At 37.7% G+C, this 20,926-nt stretch carries 22 protein-coding genes; 8 read left to right on the top strand and 14 right to left on the bottom strand.

The window, feature by feature from the left end:
* The 3 genes from JWP71_RS12435 to JWP71_RS12425 form a co-directional block, all read right to left on the bottom strand.
* A partial coding sequence (locus tag JWP71_RS12435) for an efflux RND transporter permease subunit (protein WP_299500405.1) occupies positions 1-341 on the bottom strand: 341 nt, incomplete at its 3' end.
* On the bottom strand, positions 338-1,288 hold the full coding sequence (locus JWP71_RS12430; protein ID WP_299500402.1) for an efflux RND transporter periplasmic adaptor subunit: 951 nt from the start codon (positions 1,286-1,288) through the stop codon (positions 338-340). The genes JWP71_RS12435 and JWP71_RS12430, both read right to left, overlap by 4 nt.
* Before the next feature lie 5 nt (positions 1,289-1,293).
* The gene (locus JWP71_RS12425) at positions 1,294-2,529 is read right to left on the bottom strand and encodes a TolC family protein (protein ID WP_299500400.1); all 1,236 of its coding nucleotides are present in this window, start codon (positions 2,527-2,529) and stop codon (positions 1,294-1,296) included.
* A gap of 130 nt (positions 2,530-2,659) precedes the next feature.
* Between JWP71_RS12425 and JWP71_RS12420 the strand changes: the two genes are divergently transcribed.
* The 6 genes from JWP71_RS12420 (at position 2,660) to JWP71_RS12395 (ending at position 8,282) form a co-directional block, all read left to right on the top strand.
* Positions 2,660-3,073 carry an EamA family transporter gene (locus tag JWP71_RS12420; protein ID WP_299500397.1) on the top strand — a complete coding sequence of 138 codons (414 nt, stop codon included), beginning with the start codon at positions 2,660-2,662 and terminating at the stop codon, positions 3,071-3,073.
* Positions 3,074-3,195: 122 nt separating this feature from the next.
* Entirely contained in the window at positions 3,196-5,661 is a 2,466-nt protein-coding gene (locus JWP71_RS12415; RefSeq protein ID WP_299500394.1) for a TonB-dependent receptor, read from the top strand.
* 90 nt (positions 5,662-5,751) lie between these two features.
* Complete coding sequence (locus JWP71_RS12410) at positions 5,752-6,177, top strand: PepSY-like domain-containing protein (protein WP_299500391.1); 426 nt, start codon at positions 5,752-5,754, stop codon at positions 6,175-6,177.
* A gap of 6 nt (positions 6,178-6,183) precedes the next feature.
* The gene (locus JWP71_RS12405; RefSeq protein WP_299500388.1) at positions 6,184-6,825 is read left to right on the top strand and encodes a phosphatase PAP2 family protein; all 642 of its coding nucleotides are present in this window, start codon (positions 6,184-6,186) and stop codon (positions 6,823-6,825) included.
* Between the two features lie 97 nt (positions 6,826-6,922).
* Positions 6,923-8,044 (top strand): MFS transporter, encoded by a 1,122-nt coding sequence (locus JWP71_RS12400; protein ID WP_299500385.1) that lies wholly within the window; start codon positions 6,923-6,925, stop codon positions 8,042-8,044.
* A 49-nt stretch (positions 8,045-8,093) separates the two neighbouring features.
* The gene (locus JWP71_RS12395; protein WP_299500382.1) at positions 8,094-8,282 is read left to right on the top strand and encodes a hypothetical protein; all 189 of its coding nucleotides are present in this window, start codon (positions 8,094-8,096) and stop codon (positions 8,280-8,282) included.
* A gap of 74 nt (positions 8,283-8,356) precedes the next feature.
* Here JWP71_RS12395 and JWP71_RS12390 read toward each other — a convergent pair whose 3' ends face one another.
* Entirely contained in the window at positions 8,357-9,118 is a 762-nt protein-coding gene (locus tag JWP71_RS12390; RefSeq protein WP_299500380.1) for a hypothetical protein, read from the bottom strand.
* Positions 9,119-9,279: 161 nt separating this feature from the next.
* Between JWP71_RS12390 and JWP71_RS12385 the strand changes: the two genes are divergently transcribed.
* Entirely contained in the window at positions 9,280-9,951 is a 672-nt protein-coding gene (locus JWP71_RS12385; protein ID WP_299500377.1) for a cytochrome b/b6 domain-containing protein, read from the top strand.
* A gap of 37 nt (positions 9,952-9,988) precedes the next feature.
* Here JWP71_RS12385 and JWP71_RS12380 read toward each other — a convergent pair whose 3' ends face one another.
* From JWP71_RS12380 to JWP71_RS12340, 9 genes are all read right to left on the bottom strand, one after another.
* The gene (locus JWP71_RS12380; RefSeq protein ID WP_299500375.1) at positions 9,989-11,641 is read right to left on the bottom strand and encodes a glycosyltransferase family 39 protein; all 1,653 of its coding nucleotides are present in this window, start codon (positions 11,639-11,641) and stop codon (positions 9,989-9,991) included.
* Between the two features lie 157 nt (positions 11,642-11,798).
* Positions 11,799-15,461, bottom strand: a complete 3,663-nt coding sequence (locus JWP71_RS12375) for a CheR family methyltransferase (protein ID WP_299500372.1) — start codon at positions 15,459-15,461, stop codon at positions 11,799-11,801.
* Between the two features lie 186 nt (positions 15,462-15,647).
* Positions 15,648-15,995 (bottom strand): hypothetical protein, encoded by a 348-nt coding sequence (locus JWP71_RS12370; protein WP_299500369.1) that lies wholly within the window; start codon positions 15,993-15,995, stop codon positions 15,648-15,650.
* Positions 15,996-16,087: 92 nt separating this feature from the next.
* On the bottom strand, positions 16,088-16,303 hold the full coding sequence (locus tag JWP71_RS12365; protein ID WP_299500366.1) for a hypothetical protein: 216 nt from the start codon (positions 16,301-16,303) through the stop codon (positions 16,088-16,090).
* A 273-nt stretch (positions 16,304-16,576) separates the two neighbouring features.
* The gene (locus tag JWP71_RS12360) at positions 16,577-17,842 is read right to left on the bottom strand and encodes a metallophosphoesterase (protein WP_299500363.1); all 1,266 of its coding nucleotides are present in this window, start codon (positions 17,840-17,842) and stop codon (positions 16,577-16,579) included.
* A 135-nt stretch (positions 17,843-17,977) separates the two neighbouring features.
* On the bottom strand, positions 17,978-18,172 hold the full coding sequence (locus JWP71_RS12355; RefSeq protein ID WP_299500361.1) for a hypothetical protein: 195 nt from the start codon (positions 18,170-18,172) through the stop codon (positions 17,978-17,980).
* A gap of 73 nt (positions 18,173-18,245) precedes the next feature.
* Positions 18,246-18,893, bottom strand: coding sequence for a Pr6Pr family membrane protein (locus JWP71_RS12350; RefSeq protein WP_299500359.1), 648 nt, complete (start codon positions 18,891-18,893; stop codon positions 18,246-18,248).
* A gap of 26 nt (positions 18,894-18,919) precedes the next feature.
* Positions 18,920-19,273 carry a YciI family protein gene (locus JWP71_RS12345; protein ID WP_299500357.1) on the bottom strand — a complete coding sequence of 118 codons (354 nt, stop codon included), beginning with the start codon at positions 19,271-19,273 and terminating at the stop codon, positions 18,920-18,922.
* Positions 19,270-19,617 (bottom strand): MmcQ/YjbR family DNA-binding protein, encoded by a 348-nt coding sequence (locus tag JWP71_RS12340; protein WP_299500354.1) that lies wholly within the window; start codon positions 19,615-19,617, stop codon positions 19,270-19,272. Before JWP71_RS12340 ends, JWP71_RS12345 begins: the two co-directional genes overlap by 4 nt.
* 99 nt (positions 19,618-19,716) lie before the next feature.
* Between JWP71_RS12340 and JWP71_RS12335 the strand changes: the two genes are divergently transcribed.
* Positions 19,717-20,496 carry an enoyl-CoA hydratase/isomerase family protein gene (locus JWP71_RS12335; protein WP_299500352.1) on the top strand — a complete coding sequence of 260 codons (780 nt, stop codon included), beginning with the start codon at positions 19,717-19,719 and terminating at the stop codon, positions 20,494-20,496.
* A gap of 31 nt (positions 20,497-20,527) precedes the next feature.
* Here JWP71_RS12335 and JWP71_RS12330 read toward each other — a convergent pair whose 3' ends face one another.
* Positions 20,528-20,791: a hypothetical protein gene (locus tag JWP71_RS12330; protein WP_299500350.1), complete on the bottom strand. Its 264-nt coding sequence runs from the start codon at positions 20,789-20,791 to the stop codon at positions 20,528-20,530.
* Positions 20,792-20,926 lie beyond the last annotated feature (135 nt).

Here is a 20,926-nt window from a genome sequence, read left to right as displayed (position 1 = left end):
CTCAGATCTATATCAGCGCTCCAATCCATATAGGCAGATATTTCTGCGCTGCCACGGCTGGTGGTACTACGCACCATTTGCAAGTTGGGTATTTGTTTTATAGCATTTTCTAATGGCTTTGTTATGGTGATCATCATTTTGTTTACAGGTTGTAAGCCCGCATCGGCAATGATCTTTATTTTAGGAAACGTTATTTCAGGAAAAAGTGATGTTTGCAGCTTGGTATAAGCAAATATGCCCCCCATTAAAATAAGGGCTAAAACAAGCATTAGCGGTTTCCTGTAAAAAACAAATAGGTTTTCTACCTTACTTACCTTTGTATCTGTTGTTTTAGGTGTCATTTTATAATTTTAACTTTAGCTGTATCTGCCAACCCGTAGTTGCCGGTAATAATAATTTTATCCTGTGCTGTGAATTTAGGGGATAATATTTCCACATAATCGCCGCTTTCTATACCTTTTTTTACCGGTGTTTTAACAGCAGTTGTAGGGTTTATTAATTTCATCACCCAAAAATCTGTTTGTGTTTCATTAGCTAATACCGCTGTTTTGGGTAACGATTGCGTGTTTTGTTTTAGTGAACGTACTATCCGGGCCTTAGCCACCAAATTTTCGGGAATGGTATTATCAGCATTTGTTTTTATAACAACACCTTGCGTTTGTGCTGCCGTATCAACCGTTGGCATAAATGAGGAGACCCTGCCATTTATCTTTCTTCCGTCGGGTAAGGTAAGCTGTACATCCTGGTTGCTTTTTACGGTCGATCGCAGTTCATAAGGCAGTTGCATTACAAAAACAAAGCTCGCCCGGTCGCTTATTACTGCTAACTGTTCACCATCCTGCACGTAATCGCCATTTTGATGGTTTAATTGGGTTACATAGCCATGTTCAGACGCTTTAATTTTATTGACCCCAGTAAATTTAAAAGTAGTATCTAAAATATTAATGGTGTTGCCAATGCTTTGAGCTTCCTTGGTTTTAATGGTGAATAATACTTCGCCTTTATTTACATAATGCCCTATTTGTATACGTACATTTTGTATATAGCCATTGGCATTGGCCTTAACAATATTTCGTTGAAGGAAAGAGGAGGTAGCATTCAGATTGGTATAATCAACCATTGTACTGTCATTAACAGTAGTTACGGTAACAGGGGTTATGGCCTCAACTTTTGCATCATCTCCTGCAGCTGCGGTATCACTGCCCTTACAGGCCGCCAGCAATATTAACAAACTTAATACAAAGTATACAGGCTTAATGCGGGGATAGGTTTCACTCAATATTTTCATGATTATTATTTGTTCCAGTAATTTAACTGATTAATGAGTTGCAGCCTGCTTATAGTAGTTTGAGTAAGCAGGTTTTTTGCAGTAAGATAATTATTTACAGCCAGTATCAGATCGGCTATTTTAAGGTCGCCGGTTTGTAAAAGTTGGGTGTCTACTTTTATTAAACTTTCTGTATACTTTATCTGTTCATATACTTGGTTTAGTATTTTATCGCTCTCATTTATTTGCTGATTTAGCTGCGCTATTTGCTGCCGGTATTGTACATCAAAAAACGATTTATAACTTAATCTAGAGTCTTCTTCTATGGCAAGCCGTTGATGCAGTAATTTGCGCTGCCCCCCATCATATATAGGTACAATAATGTTAAAGCCCACACTTGTACCAAAGTTTTTATATTCCTGCCCGGTAAAATCTGAATTAAAGCCGGCATCACCAAATACGTTTATTTTTGGCTTGTAGCTGAAATCAATTAACCGGTGACTGTTGATCAACCTTAAGCTATCCAGCTTAAATTTTTGATAAAATATACTGCTTGAAATTTGCGGAGTTTGTGTTTTTTGAATGGCTGGTTCGCTCAATTGCGCCATAGAAGTATCAGCAATCCCCGTCAAATAATTAAGAGTCGCATAATCATTTTTATATTGCAGGGATGCTTGTAGTAATTGTAATTGTTGTTGCTTTAATGTTACAACAAATGCCAGGTAATCACTTTGCCTGTATACATTTGCGCGTGTTAGTTTTTTAAGTATTGCCTCTTCCTGGTTAAGCAATTCAATGGTTTCGCTAATAAATTTTAATTGTTGCGCACTTCCATAGGCGGTGATATATTGCGCGATTATTGATTTCCTCAGGTCCTGCTCAGAAATACGAGACAACGCTATAAGCGAATCTCTTTGTAATTGAATAGCCGCGTATTGGGTGTTTAAATTACCACGGCCGATTATTGTTTTGCTTACTCCTAATAAAGCATTAAAAGTTTGTACATTGGTAATGGCACCCGAATATCCAAATCCGTTTATAACCGGCGCAAACAAGCCCGCAGTTGATGCATTTACCTGGAAGTTATTGCTGGCCCTTAATCTTAAACTATCTAATTTACTTAAACCTACCTGGTTGTGTATATCTCTTAACAACGGGCTGTTTTTTTGCGCGATATCCAAATAATGGTCTAATGAATAAGTTTGTGCCAGCGAAACTGAATAGGAGCTGATAAAAATAATAATGCAAAAAAACCACTTCATTCGTAAAAGCATATAGATATTTATTCTGCAATAGTAAATTATAAATCTGTATTAAAGTTGTATGGAATGCAACAAGTTTTATACAGATTTGTTATAGACTTTTATAGAAATGTTTAGATAAAATATTATTATGTGGTGGATATATGCTTTACTATCAGCACTTTTCGCGGCCCTTACGGCTATTTTTGCAAAAATCGGTATCAAAGGAGTTGATACAGATCTGGCTACGGCTATACGTACAGTGGTTGTTATTATATTGGCATGGACAATTGTATTTGTTAAAGGAAGCAATGACACAATTGGCAGTTTGACCAAACAAAACTGGACGTTCCTTATCCTCTCCGGCTGTGCTACGGGCCTGTCATGGATATGTTATTTTAAAGCCCTGCAATTGGGTGAGGTCTCGCAGGTAGCACCTGTTGATAAACTGAGTGTAGCCCTGGCTATTGTTTTAGCAGCAGTGTTTTTGGGCGAAACGCTTACTTTAAAAACAACCATTGCTGCGCTGCTTATTATTGGCGGAACATTTGTATTAATTTTTTAAAACAACCATTGTAGCTGCTTATAATTGGCCCGGCCAATTGTATTGATTTTATTACCAAGCTAAAAATTCTAATTTAATTCAGCATTGACACGTACTTTTGTAGAATTATGCTAGAATTATTTATGAAAAGAATTTGTATTGCTATTTTTTTAATTGTTTCTTTTGTTACAGCTAAAGCACAAAATAATGGCAAAATTACCGGTAAAGTTATTGATGCTTCAACTAAACAGCCTGTTGAATATGCTACTATAAGTATTTTTAAAACCGGAGTAGCCAGCCCCTTTAGTGGTTCAGTATCTGATGACAAGGGTAGTTTTTCAATCAATAATATTGCTAATGGTGAATATACCATAAAGGTGGAATTTATGGGTTATAAGGCTAACACTATAGATCATGTTATTATTAGTAATGCCACTGCTATTGTATCTTTAAATACATTATTGCTTGCCCCGGTGCAAAACGAGCTGCAAACGGTAACCATTGTAGGCAAGACCCCAACTGTTGATAATCAAATAGACAAAATGGTTTATAATGCCGCTAATGATCTTACATCGCAAGGTGGAGCGGCTTTGGATATATTAAAGAAAGTGCCGCAGGTAACAGTTGATATAGACGGTAATGTGGAGTTGCAGGGAAATGCCAATATCAGGTTTTTAATTAATGGTAAGCCATCAAGCATTTTTGGCGCCAGCCTTGCCGATGCTTTACAATCAATACCAGCCAGCCAGATAAAAAGTATAGAAGTAATAACAAGTCCCGGTGCAAAATATGATGCAAACGGTACCGGCGGTATTATTAATATAATTTTAAAAGAAAGTAAAGTAGAGGGTGTTAATGGTAACATCAATCTTTCGGCCGGTACACGGTTAGATAATGCATCAATGAACATAAATGCCCGTAAAGGAAACTTTGGTGTAAATGCTTTTTTTGGTGGCAACCAGCAAATAAACAGCACCACTGTTAATACCAATAACCGTTTTACTACTGATAATAACGCAGGTACATTAACTCATTTGTACCAAAATGGCAGTACTGCATTTGTAAGAGGAGGGTACAAATCGGGTTTGAGTTTAAATTGGAGTATTACTAAGTATGATGATTTAACAGCTGCCGTTGGTTTTAATCATTTTGATAATCATTATAATGGCTTAACCAACCAGGATCAAACAACAAGTGGACTTACTACCAACAACCTGCTTTCTGATCTTCCTTCTTTACGTAATTCAAATAGTAAATTTAATGCAAATTCAATTGATTATAGCCTTGATTACAAGAAGACCTTTAAAACAGAGGGCCAGGAATTAGATATTTTATATACAACCAGTCAAAGCAAAAATACGGCTTATTCTTTTCAACAGCAGGATTATTCATCAGGCGTGTACCCTTCAAGCGGTGCCATGAGTAATAATCCCGGCAAGGATAAAGAAACAGATATTTCTATTGATTATACACATCCTCTTAGTAAAACGTTTATAATAGAAACTGGCGCTAAAGGTGTTTTTGAAACTATAAATAATAATGTTGCTACCGATACACTTTCGGCAGGCGGATTTATACCAAATGCCAATCAAACTTATGGGTTTAATTATCAGCGTAACGTATATGCCTATTATTTATCAACCCAGTTTTCATTGTTTAATAATTTTATAAATGCAAAAGCCGGCTTAAGGGATGAGTATACCAAAACTACTTCTGATTTTCCAGGGGCAAATATTCCGGGCTATAATACGTTAGCACCCTCTGCTGTTATATCGCATAAATTTGACCCGTCGCAATCTATTAAGCTAAGTTATAGCTATCGTATTGAGCGCCCTGATTATGGCGATCTTAATCCATTTTATAACATCAGCGATCCGCATAACATAACTACAGGTAATCCCAACTTAAAGCCCGAAATAGGGCATAATTATGAGTTGGGCTATAATAAATCATACAATAGCGGTGCAAATTTCTATGTCGCTGTTTTTTACCGTTATAATACCAATGATATACAAACATATACCACCCAGTATGATACATTAAATGTGGGTGGAACTAAATATACAAATGTGTTTTTAAATCAACGTTATAATATCGGAACAGAAACCACAGAAGGCCTTAGCCTGTTTGGCTCGGTACCGGTAACAGATAAACTTAACTTGCGTTTAAACTCTATGTTTGCTGACAGGATAACCAGTAACCCAGGTAGCCCAAATGTTAGCGGATTTACTTATAGGCTCAACTTAAATACAACCTACCAGTTTGGCCATGATTTGATTGCCGAGGTGTTTGGTAATTATAATTCATCGCAAAGAACTATACAAGGAACCCGGCCTTCATTTTTCTCCTATAATTTCGCTTTTCGTAAGGAGCTTCTTAATAAGAAAGCAAGCATAGGTTTTACTACTACAGATCCGTTTACCAAATACGTAAATCAATGGGCGACCACAGCAGGAACAAACTTCAATCAATCTAGTTTGCGCCAGGTACCTTTTCGTACATTCGGGATAAGTTTAAGCTACAAATTTGGAAAGCTTGAATTTAAAAAAGATAAAGAAAAGGAAAAAGATGATAATGGCAATAATTTACAGGCACCACCCGAAAATTAAAACGTTTATTTGAACTTGTACAACTTTAATACAAAAATTGAACAAGTTTACTACAGAATACAATTATAACTTGAATAAAAAATCAAGATTATGAAAAAGGTATTAGTAATGGGCATTGCCCTGATTGCAACCGGTAGTGTTGTAGCACAGGATTTAAAAAGTAAGGATGTTCCTCAGGTAGTTAAATCTGCATTGATGAGTAAATATCCCGAGGCAGCTAAAGTAAGCTGGGAAAAAGAAAAAGGCAATTACGAGGCTAATTGGGGTGGTAAATCGGGCGAGGATAACTCTGTAGTATTTACTCCGGCTGGTGCATTTGTTGAAATTGTTAAAGCTATACCAATTAGCGAGTTACCCAAAAACATTGCACCTTATGTTGCTGCAAAGTACAAAGGCGCAAAAATAAAGGAAGCCGGTAAAGTAACTGATGCCGCCGGAAAGACAATGTTTGAAGCCGAAATAAAAGGCGGCGATTTGATATTTGATGAGAAAGGTAACTTTATAAAAAAGGACTAATCTTTAATGCAATTAGATAAGCGAAAAAAACATATTATACAGTATGTGCTGGGATTTATAACCCTGGGATTTATTTTACTTACTGTGTTTGTATGTTTTTTTCCTTCTTCTTTTATAGACAGGGAATTTTCTGCCGAAGTGCAGGAACACCAATATCCGTTCCTGGATACATCCATGAAAGCCATAAGCCTGCTTGGTTACATGCCATATGCACCAATTATGGTATTAGGCACAGCATTAATATTTTTAATATTTAAGTACAAAAAGGAAGCATTATTTCTGGTACTTACCTTAATATCCGGATTAATAAGCTCGGCTATTAAATTATTAATAAACCGCCCCAGGCCCTCAGAGCCATTAGTAAGAATTATAGTTAAAACCCAACAACAAAGCTTCCCAAGCGGGCATGTGCTTTTTTATGTAATATTTTTTGGCTTTTTAACCTTATTGATGTATAAAATTAAAACAATCCCTAAATATTTAAGGATACTGGTTTCCACAATAAGTTTGTTATTGATCTTTTCCATCCCATTTTCACGCATTTATTTGGGCGCCCATTGGTTCACAGACGTTACTGCCGGGTTTTTATTAGGACTTATATGCTTGTATATCCTCAGCTTTTTATATTTAAGGCCCTCATCACCTTAAAAAAGTTAAGTATTTACCTTATTTAAAACTGTATTTGGCTTAAATTTGAAACTTGATACCGTCTAATAAAATAACTGCTCCCCGTACTCCTAAATAGTTGCGTACTGCCAATGCCGTTTTTTTCTTTCTCTCAGGCTTTGGCTATGCCTCATGGGCATCGCGAATACCCACTATACAACACCAGTTACATTTAAACGAAGCGCAATTAGGCGGTATGTTATTTGCCATGCCTATCGGGTTGATACTTACCTTGCCTGTAACGGGCCACTTATTAAGTAAATATAGCAGCAGGCGCATTATGTTTTTTGGCTGCTTGTTTTTTAGTGTTGTATTAGCTTTGATTGGGTTTAGTGTAACTATATGGCAATTGGTATTGGCGTTGTTTTGCTTTGGGGTATCGCGTAATTTGTTTAACATATCAACCAATGCGCAGGCGGTAGGCGTGCAGGCTTTGTACAATAAATCTATCATGGCAACCTTTCATGGTATATGGAGTATGGCAGGCTTTGGAGGGGCTGCTGTGGGGTACTTTATGGTATATTATAATATTGGCACAGCCTATCATTTATTAGGTGTAAGTATACTGCTTGTTGTATTTACACTCTGGTTTATTAAAGGAACTATTTATGCAGCACCTGTACCTCAGCCAAAGAAAAAGTTGTTTACCCTTCCAGAAAAATCATTAATAACATTTTCGCTTATCTGCTTTGCTTCAATGGCTTGCGAAAACACGATGTATGATTGGAGCGGTATTTATTTTGAAAAAGTGATACATGTAACTAAAGCTGGTGCAACCGCGGGGTTTGTGGTTTATATGATAGCCATGACGATTGGTCGTTTTGTGGGCGATTTTGCAGTAAACCGCGTTGGAATTAAAAACCTGCTAAGATTTAGCGGCATATTTATTTTTAGCGGATTACTGTTATCTGTATTGTTCCCATTTCAACTTACTGCCGGGTTTGGGTTTATATTGGTTGGCTTGGGGGTATCATGCATAGTGCCTATGGTGTTCCAAATGGCGGGTAAATCAACCACCATGAGTAGCGGCACAGCATTGGCTTCTATATCTTCCATTGGTTATTTGGGTTTCTTAATAGTGCCCCCATTTATAGGCTTTATCGCGCAGGCAGCCGGTTTAAGATGGTCGTTTGGATTGATCTCTTTATTAGGTGCGTTAGTGGTTGTTCTGGTTTATAATATAAAGGACGATAAAGAGTAAACTATTTAGCTTTATTAATTGTTATTAAGTCTATACAGGAAAAGTATCTATGGAAGCCACAGACCAACATTATAAATTTATTAACAGTAAAACCGGCAACGTAATTTATCACTATACTGTAAAAGGCGAACATAGCGAAGATGATGTTAAAACAGAATTAGAAAAAATAAAAGCCGAAGTTGCTATAAAAAACAAGATGTTTTTCGATACTATTTATTGGGAAAAAGAGAAAGTGTAAAGTCTCATCTTGTCCCTCTCAAAAGGAGAAGGTTCTGTATAATCTTTTCCAATTATCAACTTCCTCTGTTTTGGTTAAAACCGCCTCCCTAAAATTACTTTAAATATAGATTTGCTTGTACTGTTTGTAAGTCCCCAGCCATATCCGGCATTAAATTCCCAGTTTGGGCTAACATTCAAATCTGTAGCTAAAAATATTTGATGCTGTTGATTTGTTGCACTGTAGTAATGGAAGAATGGTCCTGTACTCCCATAATATTCCGGCCCTAACGCTATAGCTTTACTAATATCATAGCTCATTTTTATATTTGGTGAAAAGATAAAGCCTTGAGTTGATTCGGGACCGACAAAACTTTTGTCCAGAGTTGGATTTAGAGAAACGTATAACCCACCCCATTTTTTATCAATAATTGGTCTTATCTCTAACGAGGCTGTATTGGCATCATAAGCAGCTTTTTGGAAACCAACCTCGAATGATACACTAACACCTACCGGCCAATTCCATGCCACGGGTGCTGCTACGCGCGGGCGTATATGCGAACCCACATAGGCGCTGCGTCCGTCGCTTCCTAAAGTATTAAAAAAGTAAAAACCGGTTTCAAACCAGGGTGTCCAGCCGTGCGTTATTTCAATAGTTTCGTGGAAAACATGGTTGGTTGGTAAAACGCCGTCTTCAATGGTTTTACTGCCATTAAAAGTATAATTGCTATGCAGTTCAAGCATAGTACGCCCCGGTTCAACGGTTTCAGATCCATATACCTGTATTTCGTAATTATCTTGCGCTTTAACAGCTGTAAATGCAAATAGTAAAGTAATAAAAAGTAAGTTTTTAAACATTGTTGCAACTTTTAAGTTATATAAAATTACAGTTAAATTCTGTAGCCAATATGAAGAAAGGCTATTGCTACAAAATTGCTACAATATCTATCAATAAGTTTGAAATAGACATAATAAATTCAAAAATAGCTATCAACTTTGTTACAGTTTAAATATTATATATGAGCGTTATAGAACCAGTTAAAATAGACATTGATAAACCAGATCAAATAAAAACATATTCGTCTTCATTACGTCTTTGGCATTGGCTAAATGCTGTTGTAATTACAGGTTCGTTGCTAACCGTGCTTATAAATTCAACCATTCTTGATGATCGGTCAAGTGCTGCATTTATGAAAGGCGAACTGCAAAAAGCAGGTTCAGTAGTTACCGACAAGCAAGCTGGTTCTGTAGCACATGCCATGAGCGATAATGTATGGGGAATACATATATATTTTGGCTACGCGCTGGTAGCCTTGTTAGTGTTTCGCCTGGTTTTAGAGTTTTTCCAGTTAGCCGATCAGAAATTTATCAGAAAAATCAAGAGCGCGTATAAAGATTACTATATAATTAAAAAACAAAGAGAACTGGCAAGGCATGAACTGGTGGTTAAAACCATATATGCTATTTTTTATTTATTGCTCATTATAATGGCTATAACCGGGTTATTCCTGGCATTCGAAGATTTCTTTGCGCCCTATAAATCAATCAGGAATTCAGTTAAAGATGTACATGGCTTTTGCATGTATATTATACTAGGCTTTATTGCAATACATTTAGCCGGTGTTTACTTAGCCGAAAGAAAAGACAGCAAAGGGATAGTATCTGATATGATAAATGGCGGAGGCGAGTAGATAGAAAAATATCAGCACTCGTTATTATTACAATGTTTTATTTAGTTATCAAATAAACCTTGTCCAATACCTTGTTTCGTGTTGCGCTGTTTATAAACTCAGGCAATATCCTTTCCTGCGAGTAGTTTTGGAACGATTGCAGTACCCGGTAAGGGATATGATTATTTATCAGATAATTTAAAGAATATTGGCTCATATAAAACACAGCTTTTTCTGTTGCACTAAAGTTTTTAAATTTTTCTACAGGTAAATAGTCAATGGGCTTTTTACACTCAAACTGGAACACGTTGTTTTCTGTACGGGCAGTGTAAATATGGTATTGGTTAAACTGTTGTTGGTTAACATAAGCCGCTGCGGCATTTTGCCCGTTATAAGTTGCTATAACCGGATACAGTACTGTAACAAGGTAAAAGTTAGCAAATAGGGCAGCTGCACAGCTTAAAAAGAAAGTTTTTTTATATCCTTCTTTTACACGGTTATTTATTAATGATACCAACAGGATAAACGCGCCGCAATCAACAATAAAAAATACATAGCTGGCCGGCTTTAAAAAGAAGTTGATAACAAATACAATAAGCGTTAGTAGCGTGATATATACCCATTGACTTACCAATCTGAATTTAAGGCCTATGTTTGATAACTGCTTGTAGCAAAACGGCGCCGTAATTACAGCAAACAACGGAAAAACCGTATTGGTATAAAAAGGCAGCTGGAAGCCGGATAAAGAAAACAAAATTAACAATAACAAGCCTCCGCTTAGAGCGTAATATTCTGGAAGTCTAACCCTTTTAAAAATATCGCGGAAACGCTTATAAACGGCATAATAAAACAACAGGCACCATGGTGCAAAAGCCCATAGCAAGGTGTGTAAATAAAAGGTGATATCACTACCTTTATTCCTGCTTATTGGCCCGCTGTTTACGAAGCGCCCAAATTGGCTATCCCATAAAAACCATTTAATACCCGATACATTATGTCGCTCAAAAACAAGCTTTTCGGGGTGCAGATCAAATTGTAAATATAGGGCATAAAACTCTGGTAGGGTAAATAAAACGGTCAATAAATACAGCCCTATAAACCTAATACTAAACAGGCCGGGAACCTTTTTTCTAAAAATAAGCTGGCCCAGTAAACTGCCATATATGGCCACTATTACAAATATGCCCTTGGTCATGATAGCACAAGCGGTAAGCAGTGCAGCCAGCAACAGGTCTTTAAATGTAAAGCGCTCTTCCAAACAAGCTATATGGTAAATACTGCCTATTACCAACGCCATCAAGTAAGGCTCGGCGCGTACATCAGTGTTAGACATGATGATGTATTGCGCTGTCATCAATATTAATACTGCGATGGCAGCTGTTTCGCTGTCATAATATTTGCGGGTAAATAAATAAGTATACCCGGCGCTAAGCAAAAAGAAAACCAGCGCAGGCAGCCTGTACGCCCAAACGCTAATACCAAATACCTTAAAGCTTAACATCGCCATCCAGAAAGGGAAGTGCGGTTTATCCAGCCAGTCGTAATTATAGGTAAACAGCTCAAAAAAATCCTTTTTATATATAAGGTTTTTGGCTATGGATGCATACAGGGCCGGGTCATCGGTGAAAAATTTAACATTTATGCCGGCCACATTAACAGCCAATGCCAAAACAAACAGTAGTAAATAAAATAGCTTGTCTTTATTTTTCATTCGTCAAATAAAGTGTAATAATAAGTTTTTTGAAGGTTTGATGCTATATACAGGCACAAAAAATTAAGCAATAAACAGGCATTTACCTGTTTATTAATGACGGACTGCGAATTGGATGTCTGCCTTTTTTGTTCAATGAAAATTAGAGATCTGGTAGCTAAGCATCAGGAATAGTAAACCAAAAGGTTGATCCTGTGCCGCTGGTGCTTTCAACACCAATATTACCTTGATGGCGCCTTACTATCTCTGCCGAAATATAAAGCCCAAGGCCCAGTCCTGAATACCTTTGTGATTCATCATCAACCCGGTAAAAGCGGTCAAACAGAAATTCCAGTTTATCTTTTAGTATACCAATGCCAAAGTCTGTGATAGCCACTTTTACAGCATTATCCATTTTTGTAACTTTAATAATAACCTTCTTACCGTCGGGCGAATATTTAACGGCATTTGATATAAGATTTACAATAACTTGTTCAATACGGTTCCTATCGGCGTAAATGGAAAGATTTGTTTCACCTTCAATAATAAGCTTATGGTTTTCGGATTGTACCTGCAAGTCGTCACGGCATTCAGCTATAAGTTCATCCAATAAAAACTTGGTTTTCTTTAGTTCAAGTTTTCCGGTTTGTATTTTAGTAACCTCTAAAAGGTCTTTTATTAATTCAATTAGTTTGTCAACCTGTTTAATGCCTTTTTGTACAAAACCTTGCACGGGTTTCATCTCCTCCTTATGCATAGCTATGCGTTCTATCATTTGCAGGGCAGCTTTTAAACTGGTGATAGGCGTTTTTAACTCATGGCTGGCAATGCTGATGAATTCATCCTTTTTATTTAACAGGTCACGGGTAGCCTCATCAATTAGTTTTTGAACCGTAATATCTAATAAAGTGCCAATAAACCGTATAGCCTTACCTTCTTCATTAAAATAGGCTCGTCCCTTAGCCTTTAACCATTTACTCCTATCATTAAAAGCTATGGTACGAAACTCTATATCAAATTCTCCGGAGTCTTTATTATTTAAGGTAACATTGATGCTATTTTTAACGCGTTCCCGGTCTTCGGCATGGATCAGCTCAAAAAAATCTTCTATACCAACCGAACTATTGACTGCCAGATTAAATATTTCTTTGCACCGTTTGTCCCATATTAATTCTTTTATTTGAGGATCGTAATCCCAGGTGCCTAATCCTGCCGAATCAACGGCGAATTTTAACCGTTCCTTACTTTCGCTTAATAAACGTTCTACCTCAACCAATCCATCCTCTATTTTACGCTTAGCAGTAATGTCCTCAATGGACAGTAAAATGAGTTTCTCGCCGTTTATATTATCAATTTCGCGTGCATTAAGGCACAAAATTCTTTTGCCTATAGCCGGAAATACCTGGGTAACTTCAACATCTGCTAATGCCTTTTTTGCAGGCAATACATCTTCCAGCAATTCTCTTAGCTCGGGGATATCCCATTGCCGGTTTCCCAGCTCATATATGTAAGAACCTTCTGTTTCTTCTTCGGTAAGCTTGAATTTTGTATAAAAACCACCGGTGACACGTTTTATGCGTAATTCTTTATCCAGGATAATTAATGGGTCGCGGATGGTGCTTACAATGCCTTCTGCATATAAACGCGTGTCATTTAACTGCTCATTCCTGTTTAACAATTCCTTATTGACAATTATGATCTCTTCGTTAGTACTTTGCAGCTCCTCTTTGGAAGTTTCCAGTTCTTCATTAAGGCTTTGTAATTCTTCGCTGCCCGAAAGCAGTTCTTCATTAGCGCTTTGCAGCTCTTCATTGGCAGTTTCCTGTTCCTCAGATACTACCCGCATATCGGCCCTGGCTTGTATAAGTTCTCTTTCCAGTTGTTCAATACGCATCTCCGACGCATTGTAGTGCTTGTCTTCAACAGTGTGGCCGGTCTCAAACATTACAGGCTGGATACCGGTGGATGAAGCAGGCTGGAAGATGACCAAATAGTGCTCGTCGGCTGCATTTATAAGCCTTAAAATTTGTATATTAACAAAATGCTGTAGCTCATTTACCTTGAAAAACATACCGAACTTACGTATGGGTAAATTTGTTTTTTTAGCCATGTGCAGCATGTTACGCAATTCAAATCCTAACCCCTCGCGTGCCATTTTTAACAGGTTAAAACTTGGCTTACCAGTTGGCGGCGTTAACCACGTTTCTGTTGAACCACGAAACTGTACAATATCAAACTTTTCATTTATCAACACACCGGCGGGCATAAAATTGGCAAGTATGGCTTCATCAGCCATTTTAAAAATATCACTGCTTGTGTTTTCTTTTTGAACATTTTTATCAATATCACGGAAGGTTTGCTCCCTGCCCGGCGAACTAACAGTCATAAACCGCCCTAACGGGCCTTTTCTATGGTATAATTTTTCGGTACTATTATATGTAGTAAAAATATCTGTATTGCTGCCAATGGTTTCTGATTTGCCCAGCATCAGGTAACCATCTTCATTTAATGAGTAATGAAAAGTAGTTAAGGCCCTTTTTTGCAGAACAGGTTCCAGGTATATTAACACATTGCGGCAGCTAACCAAATCCATCTTTGAAAAAGGCGGATCTTTTAATAAATTATGGTGTGCAAATACACACATATCCCGTATGGTTTTGCTTACCTGGTAGTTACCATCCAATTTGGTAAAAAATTGTTGCAGCCGCGAGGGTGAAATACCCACCAATTCTGTTGGGCGATAAACACCGCTACGCGCTTTGGCTATGGCGGTTTCAGAAATATCAGTAGCGAAGATCTGTATTTTTATGGCAGCGGTCTTATCGCCCAACTGCTCCTGCAAACATATAGCCATAGAATAGGCTTCCTCGCCTGTTGCGCAGCCGGCTACCCATATTCTTAATGGCTCAGCATCCGTTTTATTTCTTAATAATCTTGGAAATATCGTATTACATAAAATTTCAAAACTTTGCGGATCACGAAAAAAGTTAGTGACCGATATCAGCATATCATTATATAAAGCATCCTGCTCGCTTTTGTTTTCGCGAAGAAATGAAAGATAATCAAGCGGCTTTTCTTTTTTAATGAGTGCCATCCGCCTGATTATGCGGCGTTTTAGCGTGCTTTTTTTATAATAAGTAAAATCAACACCCCTGCGCACACGCAGTACGGTTAATATTTGTTTAAAGGTTTCATTATCCTGTTGAGGGACGGTATTTGTTATTTCTGCAGATGAATAATCTGTAAAAGGGTGATTAATATTGATAAGATGTTTAGCAATTTCTTCGGGCGGTAGTACAAAATCAACCACGCCTGCCTCAATAGCGCTTTTGGGCATGCTATCAAACGCTGCCGATCCTTCATCCTGGGCAAAGGTTAAGCCACCGTATGATTTGATAACCTGCAAACCAACTGTGCCGTCATTTAATGCACCTGATAATATCACCCCAACGGCATAACTTTGATGCACAACACCTAACGACGAAAAGAAAAGATCAATGGTATTTCCTCTTTTAGCTTTCTTATCTAACGGTGCAAGCTTTAGTATACCATCAGTAGCGGTTACTGTTTTATTTTCCGGAATGATGTATAAATTATTAACCTCTAAGTGTATATTATCAGTAATTTGATGAACAGGAAAGGGGGTTATCTTTTGAAGCAGGCCGGGTAAAATACTTTCATGTTTGGGGCTTAAATGCTGAATAAAAACAAATGCCATACCCGGTTTAGCCGGTAATGCTTTCAGAAATGAACGCACGGCTTCTAAACCCCCAGCCGAGGCACCGATACCAACGACCGGAAACTGATTAATTGATGTATCCTCTTCGATTGCTTTAGCCATTAACGAAGGTAATATGAGCTTGTGTGATAGCCAATGTTATTATTTTAATAGGTTTAGTTATAATACCTAAAGGTACCTGTTTGTTTTAAATGTATGCATAATAAACCACATTGCTTTAAAAATTATGAACCCAATAAAAAACCCGGTCAATTTTTTTGATCGGGTTTTTAGTTAAAAAAAATATTTTTAGGCCTCTTTATAGGCCGATATATGGCTTGTTTTTATACTTAATAAAAATGATTTGCCAACACTTATTTTTATGCTTTTGTCTTGCAGCATACTTTTTATAGTATCGTCTGTTTTTAGGGCCTCGAAAAGATCGCGGGCTACTGCCGAGCCGCTGATGTTGTTGGTTACCTTGCCGTTTTCCATTGTGATGTTAAACGTGTAGCCTGATTTGCCGCGATCGCCCGCTGATTCAAAATCTGTAATGTTTAATTTAAAGCTTTGCTCTTCGGTAAGGCTTCTTTTAAGATGCAAACGTATAACCGGTATGTATCTTCTCCAGGTTGTTAAATATTTTCTTTCTTCCATGCGTGGGGGGCAAAGGTAGCTTTTAAAGCGGAAGTATTTGCCTAAATAGCATTTTATATGTTAGCAGATGCTTCAAACAATCTGTGGGCAACCTATATCTTAATTACCCTGTCATCCTTTTTATGCCCGATGTGTTTATGCTGTTCAAGCAATGATGGTAACAATTTAATAATACCTATTAGTGCGCCGGCTATTAAAGTCATCGCTTTAAAGCCAAAGTATACAAAAGGCTTCATAACTTCCCAGTTATGCCTCCAGGTATCGGCTTTATTTTGATTTGGGTTATATTTTACGAGTTTATTTTCCATTAGCTTATTGCATTTATATTAATACAAGCCGCAAATACAAGTTTTGTTTAAAATATTATTGAACTCGTCCATTGCAATATATTAACCACTTAAATGGCAATCCACTTAACCATATTAAGCATGCGCCTTCTGCTTAATAATTGGTTTATTTATCAGTGATTTAACATAGTTATTTTCAGACAATTACAATTTTCAGTGTACCAAGGTGTACATGTACAGTAATAATATTTAACGGGTATAGGTTTATTGCTGCAAGCGCAACGCCTTAATATATCAGGCTGTTTTCTTCTTTAAGGTAATAACTGTTATCTCGGGCCAAATCCCTAATCTGCCAGAAAATGCCAGGAAACCAAAGCCGCGGTTTACATACAGGTAGCGGTTCTTTTCGTTTACCAACCCGGCCCAGTCTAAATAGCGGTATTGCACCGGGCTCCACCTAAACCCTGCAACCTCCACACCAAACTGTGCGCCGTGTGTATGGCCAGAAAGTGTTAAATGAATATTCGCCGGGTTATAACGCACCTGCTCCTCCCAATGGGTAGGGTCATGCGATAGCAATACTTTAAATGCGTTTTGATCTACACCTTGAAGGGCCTTATCTAAATTGCCAACTTTTATAAAGCCTTTACCCCAGTTTTGCACGCCTATCAATGATATTTTCTGCCCATCTTTTTCAATCACCATATTTTCATCCAGCAGCAGGCGGTACCCTAAATCTTTATGATGTTGTTTTAACTTATCCAGGTTGGCGGCCTTTTCCTGCTCACTGTCCCAATGGATATAATCGCCATAGTCATGATTACCCAATATAGAAAACTGCCCGTATGGTGCTCTTAGCTTGCTAAAATTGCCAATATACTGTTCTATCTCCCAGGCGGCGTTGTTAACCAGGTCGCCGGTAAAAACAAACAAGTCGCTTTTTTGCGATTGTGCAAGGTCAATGCCCCGCTGCATAGCATCCACATTATCAAAACTGCCCGAGTGAATATCAGATAACTGGGTAATAGTGAAACCATCGAAAGCATCAGGCAGGTCATCATAGTATAATGTTTGGCGATGCACCTTATAATCATACTTACCCCTAAACATGGCATAAAAAAAGCCGAAGAATGGAAACGCGGCAACCAATATGGCCAACTCACTAATAAATTTACGCCGGCCCGGAAAATAAGAATGGCTTACCTGATCCTGAGTTTTGTTTACGGTATTAAATATCCCAACAAATAATCGTCCGGCATCGCCCAAAAATAGTACGAGCACAAAAAATATCTTGGTAATAAAAAATGTTAAGAAAAGGCTAAGCATCCACTCATGGAATGGTGTCATGCCCCTTGCGGTACTAAAGCTGCCAAAACCCAGCAAAAACAAAAGTGTTACCCCAACCGAAACAAGCAGGAAACCATAAAGCACCACCTGCCGCAAACGTTGCGAGTGCCAATCGTTGGTAAAAGTTTTTAGGCCTGTAAAAACATACCAGTCAAACAGCATACCTATTGCCGCAATTATTACAAAAAAAGTTAAAAAGCCACCTCTGTGCATCGGGTAAATATAAAAGAGTGCAATTTATAAAAGGAAAGGTAATTAGAGCGTAAAATTTAACTCAATACGGCGGCTCATTATAAATACAAAACTCCCGCTATTAGCGGGAGTTTTGCAATGTATTAATTTAACGTATTAATAACGATGCGCGTTATCATAGTGATGGTCATTGTTGTTATTATTATCATGGTCACGACTGCGGTCATTACCACGGCCCTGGTCATTATCATGTCCATGCATTCTGCGCTGACGGTATTCAAGGGAACAGCTTGTAATGGTTACTGAGGCAAATACCAACAGCGCAACCATTTTTATAACATACTTTTTCATAGCATTGAGTTTTATTTGCCTTATATATTATAAAGACCATGCCAATACAGAAAAATTTAACATTTTATATTTATTATTTTATATGATGGTGCAGAATTGTTTCTTTTTTTAGGAACCGGTCAATAGCAATAAAAAATGTACCGACAGCTAAAAACGCAAATAAAAGCAACACAGCGTTGATAGCCATTTGTTGATAACTGATAAGGTTGGCATCAATAAAATTATAAGGATAAAAGCCTGAGACAGCGCCACGGATAAGGATATAAATCAGGTAGATTAACGGGTAGATAAGCCAGGTAAACGCTTTGCTCCATTGCAGGTTACCTTTGGGTATAAAAAAGAGCCAGAATAAAATAAACAATACAGGACTAACCGAGTGGAATATTTCATCGGCTAATTTAAACAAACCGTATTTGGTACCCTGTTGCCTTAATATTAATTGATAAACTAAACCCACTATAGTTATATAAAGAACCATAGCGGCTAACGTTTCAAATCTTGAAAAGAATTTTGCCCATACAGATGTGGGGCATAACAAAATTACCGTAAGCGACAATGCTATCAATATATTATTTTGAATGGTGAAATAGCTTAATAGCTGTACAATGGCACCGCCAAATGTGCGGCCATCTGCCATATATTTTACGGTTGAAATATAGAACTGAAGACCCAAAGCAAACCATACAATGATTGCTAAAAAGGCCATATAAGGAGCTTTCATTTTATTTTTTACCATAATATATAATGCTATATCAATGTGTCGCCTTTTAAACCTACTGTACTTAATAATTCATAAGTAAATACTCCTTTTATTATTGCCGGGTCTTGTTTAACCATTTCCTCAACTTCGGCTTTATCAGTTGATGCATATATGCCTATTGCCCGTATAGTTGTATCATCATTTACAGGCATGGTTAGTAAAAGCTTTCCTTCTTCGCGCAGCTTAAAAGTATAGGGCAGGTGCTCGCTTTGTATTATTTTGCGGGTGTCCTCATGGTCATAGTTTTCGCCTTTGGTTAAAATAAGCAGGGTGTAACGGTTCATTGCAGCTAATTTTTGCAAAATTGCCGGTGGTACAAATTCAAAGTTTGGTGCGCTCATAGTAGTTTATTTGTGTTTTTTTTAGTTGTTTTTTTTGCAGTAACTGCTTGCCACGCGGTGGTTAAGGCATCCGCTAACATATCTCGGCGTACTTCTTTTAATTCAAAAAAGGTACAGCCCTGCAATCCCCATTTATTAGGCACCGGATAAATAACAGCCGGGTTAAATGCAGAAAATACAGATTGATCAATAGGTGATAGTTTAACCATTACACGCTGTTCTGGTACCCAAATGGTAGCAAATATGCGGTTATTAGCTTTAAATGCCGGTTTGCCAAAATGGTCATATTCCACTGTGCCGGGTAAGGCTAAGGCAATTTGGCGTACGGTTTCTATTGTTATCATAAAAATGATTAGGAGCTAATTTATTAAATTCCAGCTAAAAAATTGCAGGTATGTTAAATACTTCTGATATTGTTTAAATCTACATTAGTTAAATAACCCATGCCTGATAACCCAAACGGAAATATAACCCTTACTATCAGCGATACCGGCGTTGCTACTATCAGCTTTTACCACCCGGCACAAAATTCTTTGCCTGCCGCTTTATTGGATGAACTGACTGCTACAATTAACAAAGCCGGTGCCGATGAAAAAACGCGGGTAATCGTGCTAAAAAGCGAGGGAGAACGCACCTTTTGTGCCGGCGCAAGTTTTGATGAGCTATTGCAAATAAAAGATAAAGAAGCGGGCACCCTATTTTTCTCGGGCTTTGCAAGAGTGATTAATGCCTGCCGAAAATCGCCAAAAATTATAATTGCCCGTGTGCAGGGCAAAGCTGTAGGCGGAGGTGTGGGCCTGGCTGCCGCAGCCGACTATTGCCTGGCTACCGAAGCTGCATCTATTAAATTAAGCGAATTGGCTATCGGTATTGGTCCATTTGTTATCTCGCCGGCGGTGATGCGTAAAATAGGTTTGCCTGCATTTTCTCAATTAACTATCCGCGCTATTGATTTTCAAACGGCGCATTGGGCAAAAGAAAAAGGACTTTATAACGAGGTATATACTAACATAAACGATATGGACGAGGCTTTAAATACTTTGTCGCAGAAACTGGCCTCTTATCATCCCGAAGCGTTAACCGGATTGAAGCAAATATTATGGGAAGGGACTGAAAGCTGGGACGAGCTACTGAATGAACGTGCTGCAATTAGCGGAAAATTGGTATTATCTGAGTTTACACAACAGGCGCTGCAAGATTTTTTTAAAAAAAATAGAACATAAAAAAGCCCCGCAATTGAGGGGCTTTTTTATGTTAATAATGTCTTCTATCAACAACACGGTCATGACGGTTGTAGCCACGAGTAACAACTACCGGCCTTCTGTAACCTTGTCTGTAATACCTTCTACGTGAATGGCCACGATCAACAATCACTTCGCGTTGTACTGGTCTTTCAACAACTACTTCACGGCGCGGAGGAGGGGTACCAAGTCTTACACCAACTCTAACTTGCGCACTTGCAGCCTGGAATGAGCAGGCTAATATTATTGCTGCTATTGATAATTTTATAATTTTCATAATTGTAATATGTTATTGAACATTTGTTATTATTGTTCACACCGGTAAGGCAATCATTATGCCAAGAGGTTTAATTATTAGTAGTATACAGCTATAAAACATTGATAGTTAGGTTAAGAAATATATAAGCTAATA

This window comes from Mucilaginibacter sp., assembly GCF_028287845.1.
Taxonomy (GTDB): domain Bacteria; phylum Bacteroidota; class Bacteroidia; order Sphingobacteriales; family Sphingobacteriaceae; genus Mucilaginibacter.
The sequence above is the reverse complement of the archived record's forward strand: the minus strand, read 5'-3'. Positions and strand labels throughout refer to the sequence as shown.

Bases quoted from the DNA above. Each gene is read 5' to 3' on its own strand.
- JWP71_RS12365 (WP_299500366.1), bottom strand. From the start codon at position 16,303: ATGGAAAATAAACTCGTAAAATATAACCCAAATCAAAATAAAGCCGAT.
- JWP71_RS12425 (WP_299500400.1), bottom strand. From the start codon at position 2,529: ATGAAGTGGTTTTTTTGCATTATTATTTTTATCAGCTCCTATTCAGTT.
- JWP71_RS12375 (WP_299500372.1), bottom strand. From the start codon at position 15,461: ATGGCTAAAGCAATCGAAGAGGATACATCAATTAATCAGTTTCCGGTC.
- JWP71_RS12420 (WP_299500397.1), top strand. From the start codon at position 2,660: ATGTGGTGGATATATGCTTTACTATCAGCACTTTTCGCGGCCCTTACG.
- JWP71_RS12385 (WP_299500377.1), top strand. From the start codon at position 9,280: ATGAGCGTTATAGAACCAGTTAAAATAGACATTGATAAACCAGATCAA.
- JWP71_RS12350 (WP_299500359.1), bottom strand. From the start codon at position 18,893: ATGAAAGCTCCTTATATGGCCTTTTTAGCAATCATTGTATGGTTTGCT.
- JWP71_RS12390 (WP_299500380.1), bottom strand. From the start codon at position 9,118: ATGTTTAAAAACTTACTTTTTATTACTTTACTATTTGCATTTACAGCT.
- JWP71_RS12410 (WP_299500391.1), top strand. From the start codon at position 5,752: ATGAAAAAGGTATTAGTAATGGGCATTGCCCTGATTGCAACCGGTAGT.
- JWP71_RS12330 (WP_299500350.1), bottom strand. From the start codon at position 20,791: ATGAAAATTATAAAATTATCAATAGCAGCAATAATATTAGCCTGCTCA.
- JWP71_RS12360 (WP_299500363.1), bottom strand. From the start codon at position 17,842: ATGCACAGAGGTGGCTTTTTAACTTTTTTTGTAATAATTGCGGCAATA.
- JWP71_RS12405 (WP_299500388.1), top strand. From the start codon at position 6,184: ATGCAATTAGATAAGCGAAAAAAACATATTATACAGTATGTGCTGGGA.
- JWP71_RS12430 (WP_299500402.1), bottom strand. From the start codon at position 1,288: ATGAAAATATTGAGTGAAACCTATCCCCGCATTAAGCCTGTATACTTT.
- JWP71_RS12335 (WP_299500352.1), top strand. From the start codon at position 19,717: ATGCCTGATAACCCAAACGGAAATATAACCCTTACTATCAGCGATACC.
- JWP71_RS12380 (WP_299500375.1), bottom strand. From the start codon at position 11,641: ATGAAAAATAAAGACAAGCTATTTTATTTACTACTGTTTGTTTTGGCA.
- JWP71_RS12340 (WP_299500354.1), bottom strand. From the start codon at position 19,617: ATGATAACAATAGAAACCGTACGCCAAATTGCCTTAGCCTTACCCGGC.
- JWP71_RS12355 (WP_299500361.1), bottom strand. From the start codon at position 18,172: ATGAAAAAGTATGTTATAAAAATGGTTGCGCTGTTGGTATTTGCCTCA.
- JWP71_RS12370 (WP_299500369.1), bottom strand. From the start codon at position 15,995: ATGGAAGAAAGAAAATATTTAACAACCTGGAGAAGATACATACCGGTT.
- JWP71_RS12415 (WP_299500394.1), top strand. From the start codon at position 3,196: ATGAAAAGAATTTGTATTGCTATTTTTTTAATTGTTTCTTTTGTTACA.
- JWP71_RS12345 (WP_299500357.1), bottom strand. From the start codon at position 19,273: ATGAGCGCACCAAACTTTGAATTTGTACCACCGGCAATTTTGCAAAAA.
- JWP71_RS12395 (WP_299500382.1), top strand. From the start codon at position 8,094: ATGGAAGCCACAGACCAACATTATAAATTTATTAACAGTAAAACCGGC.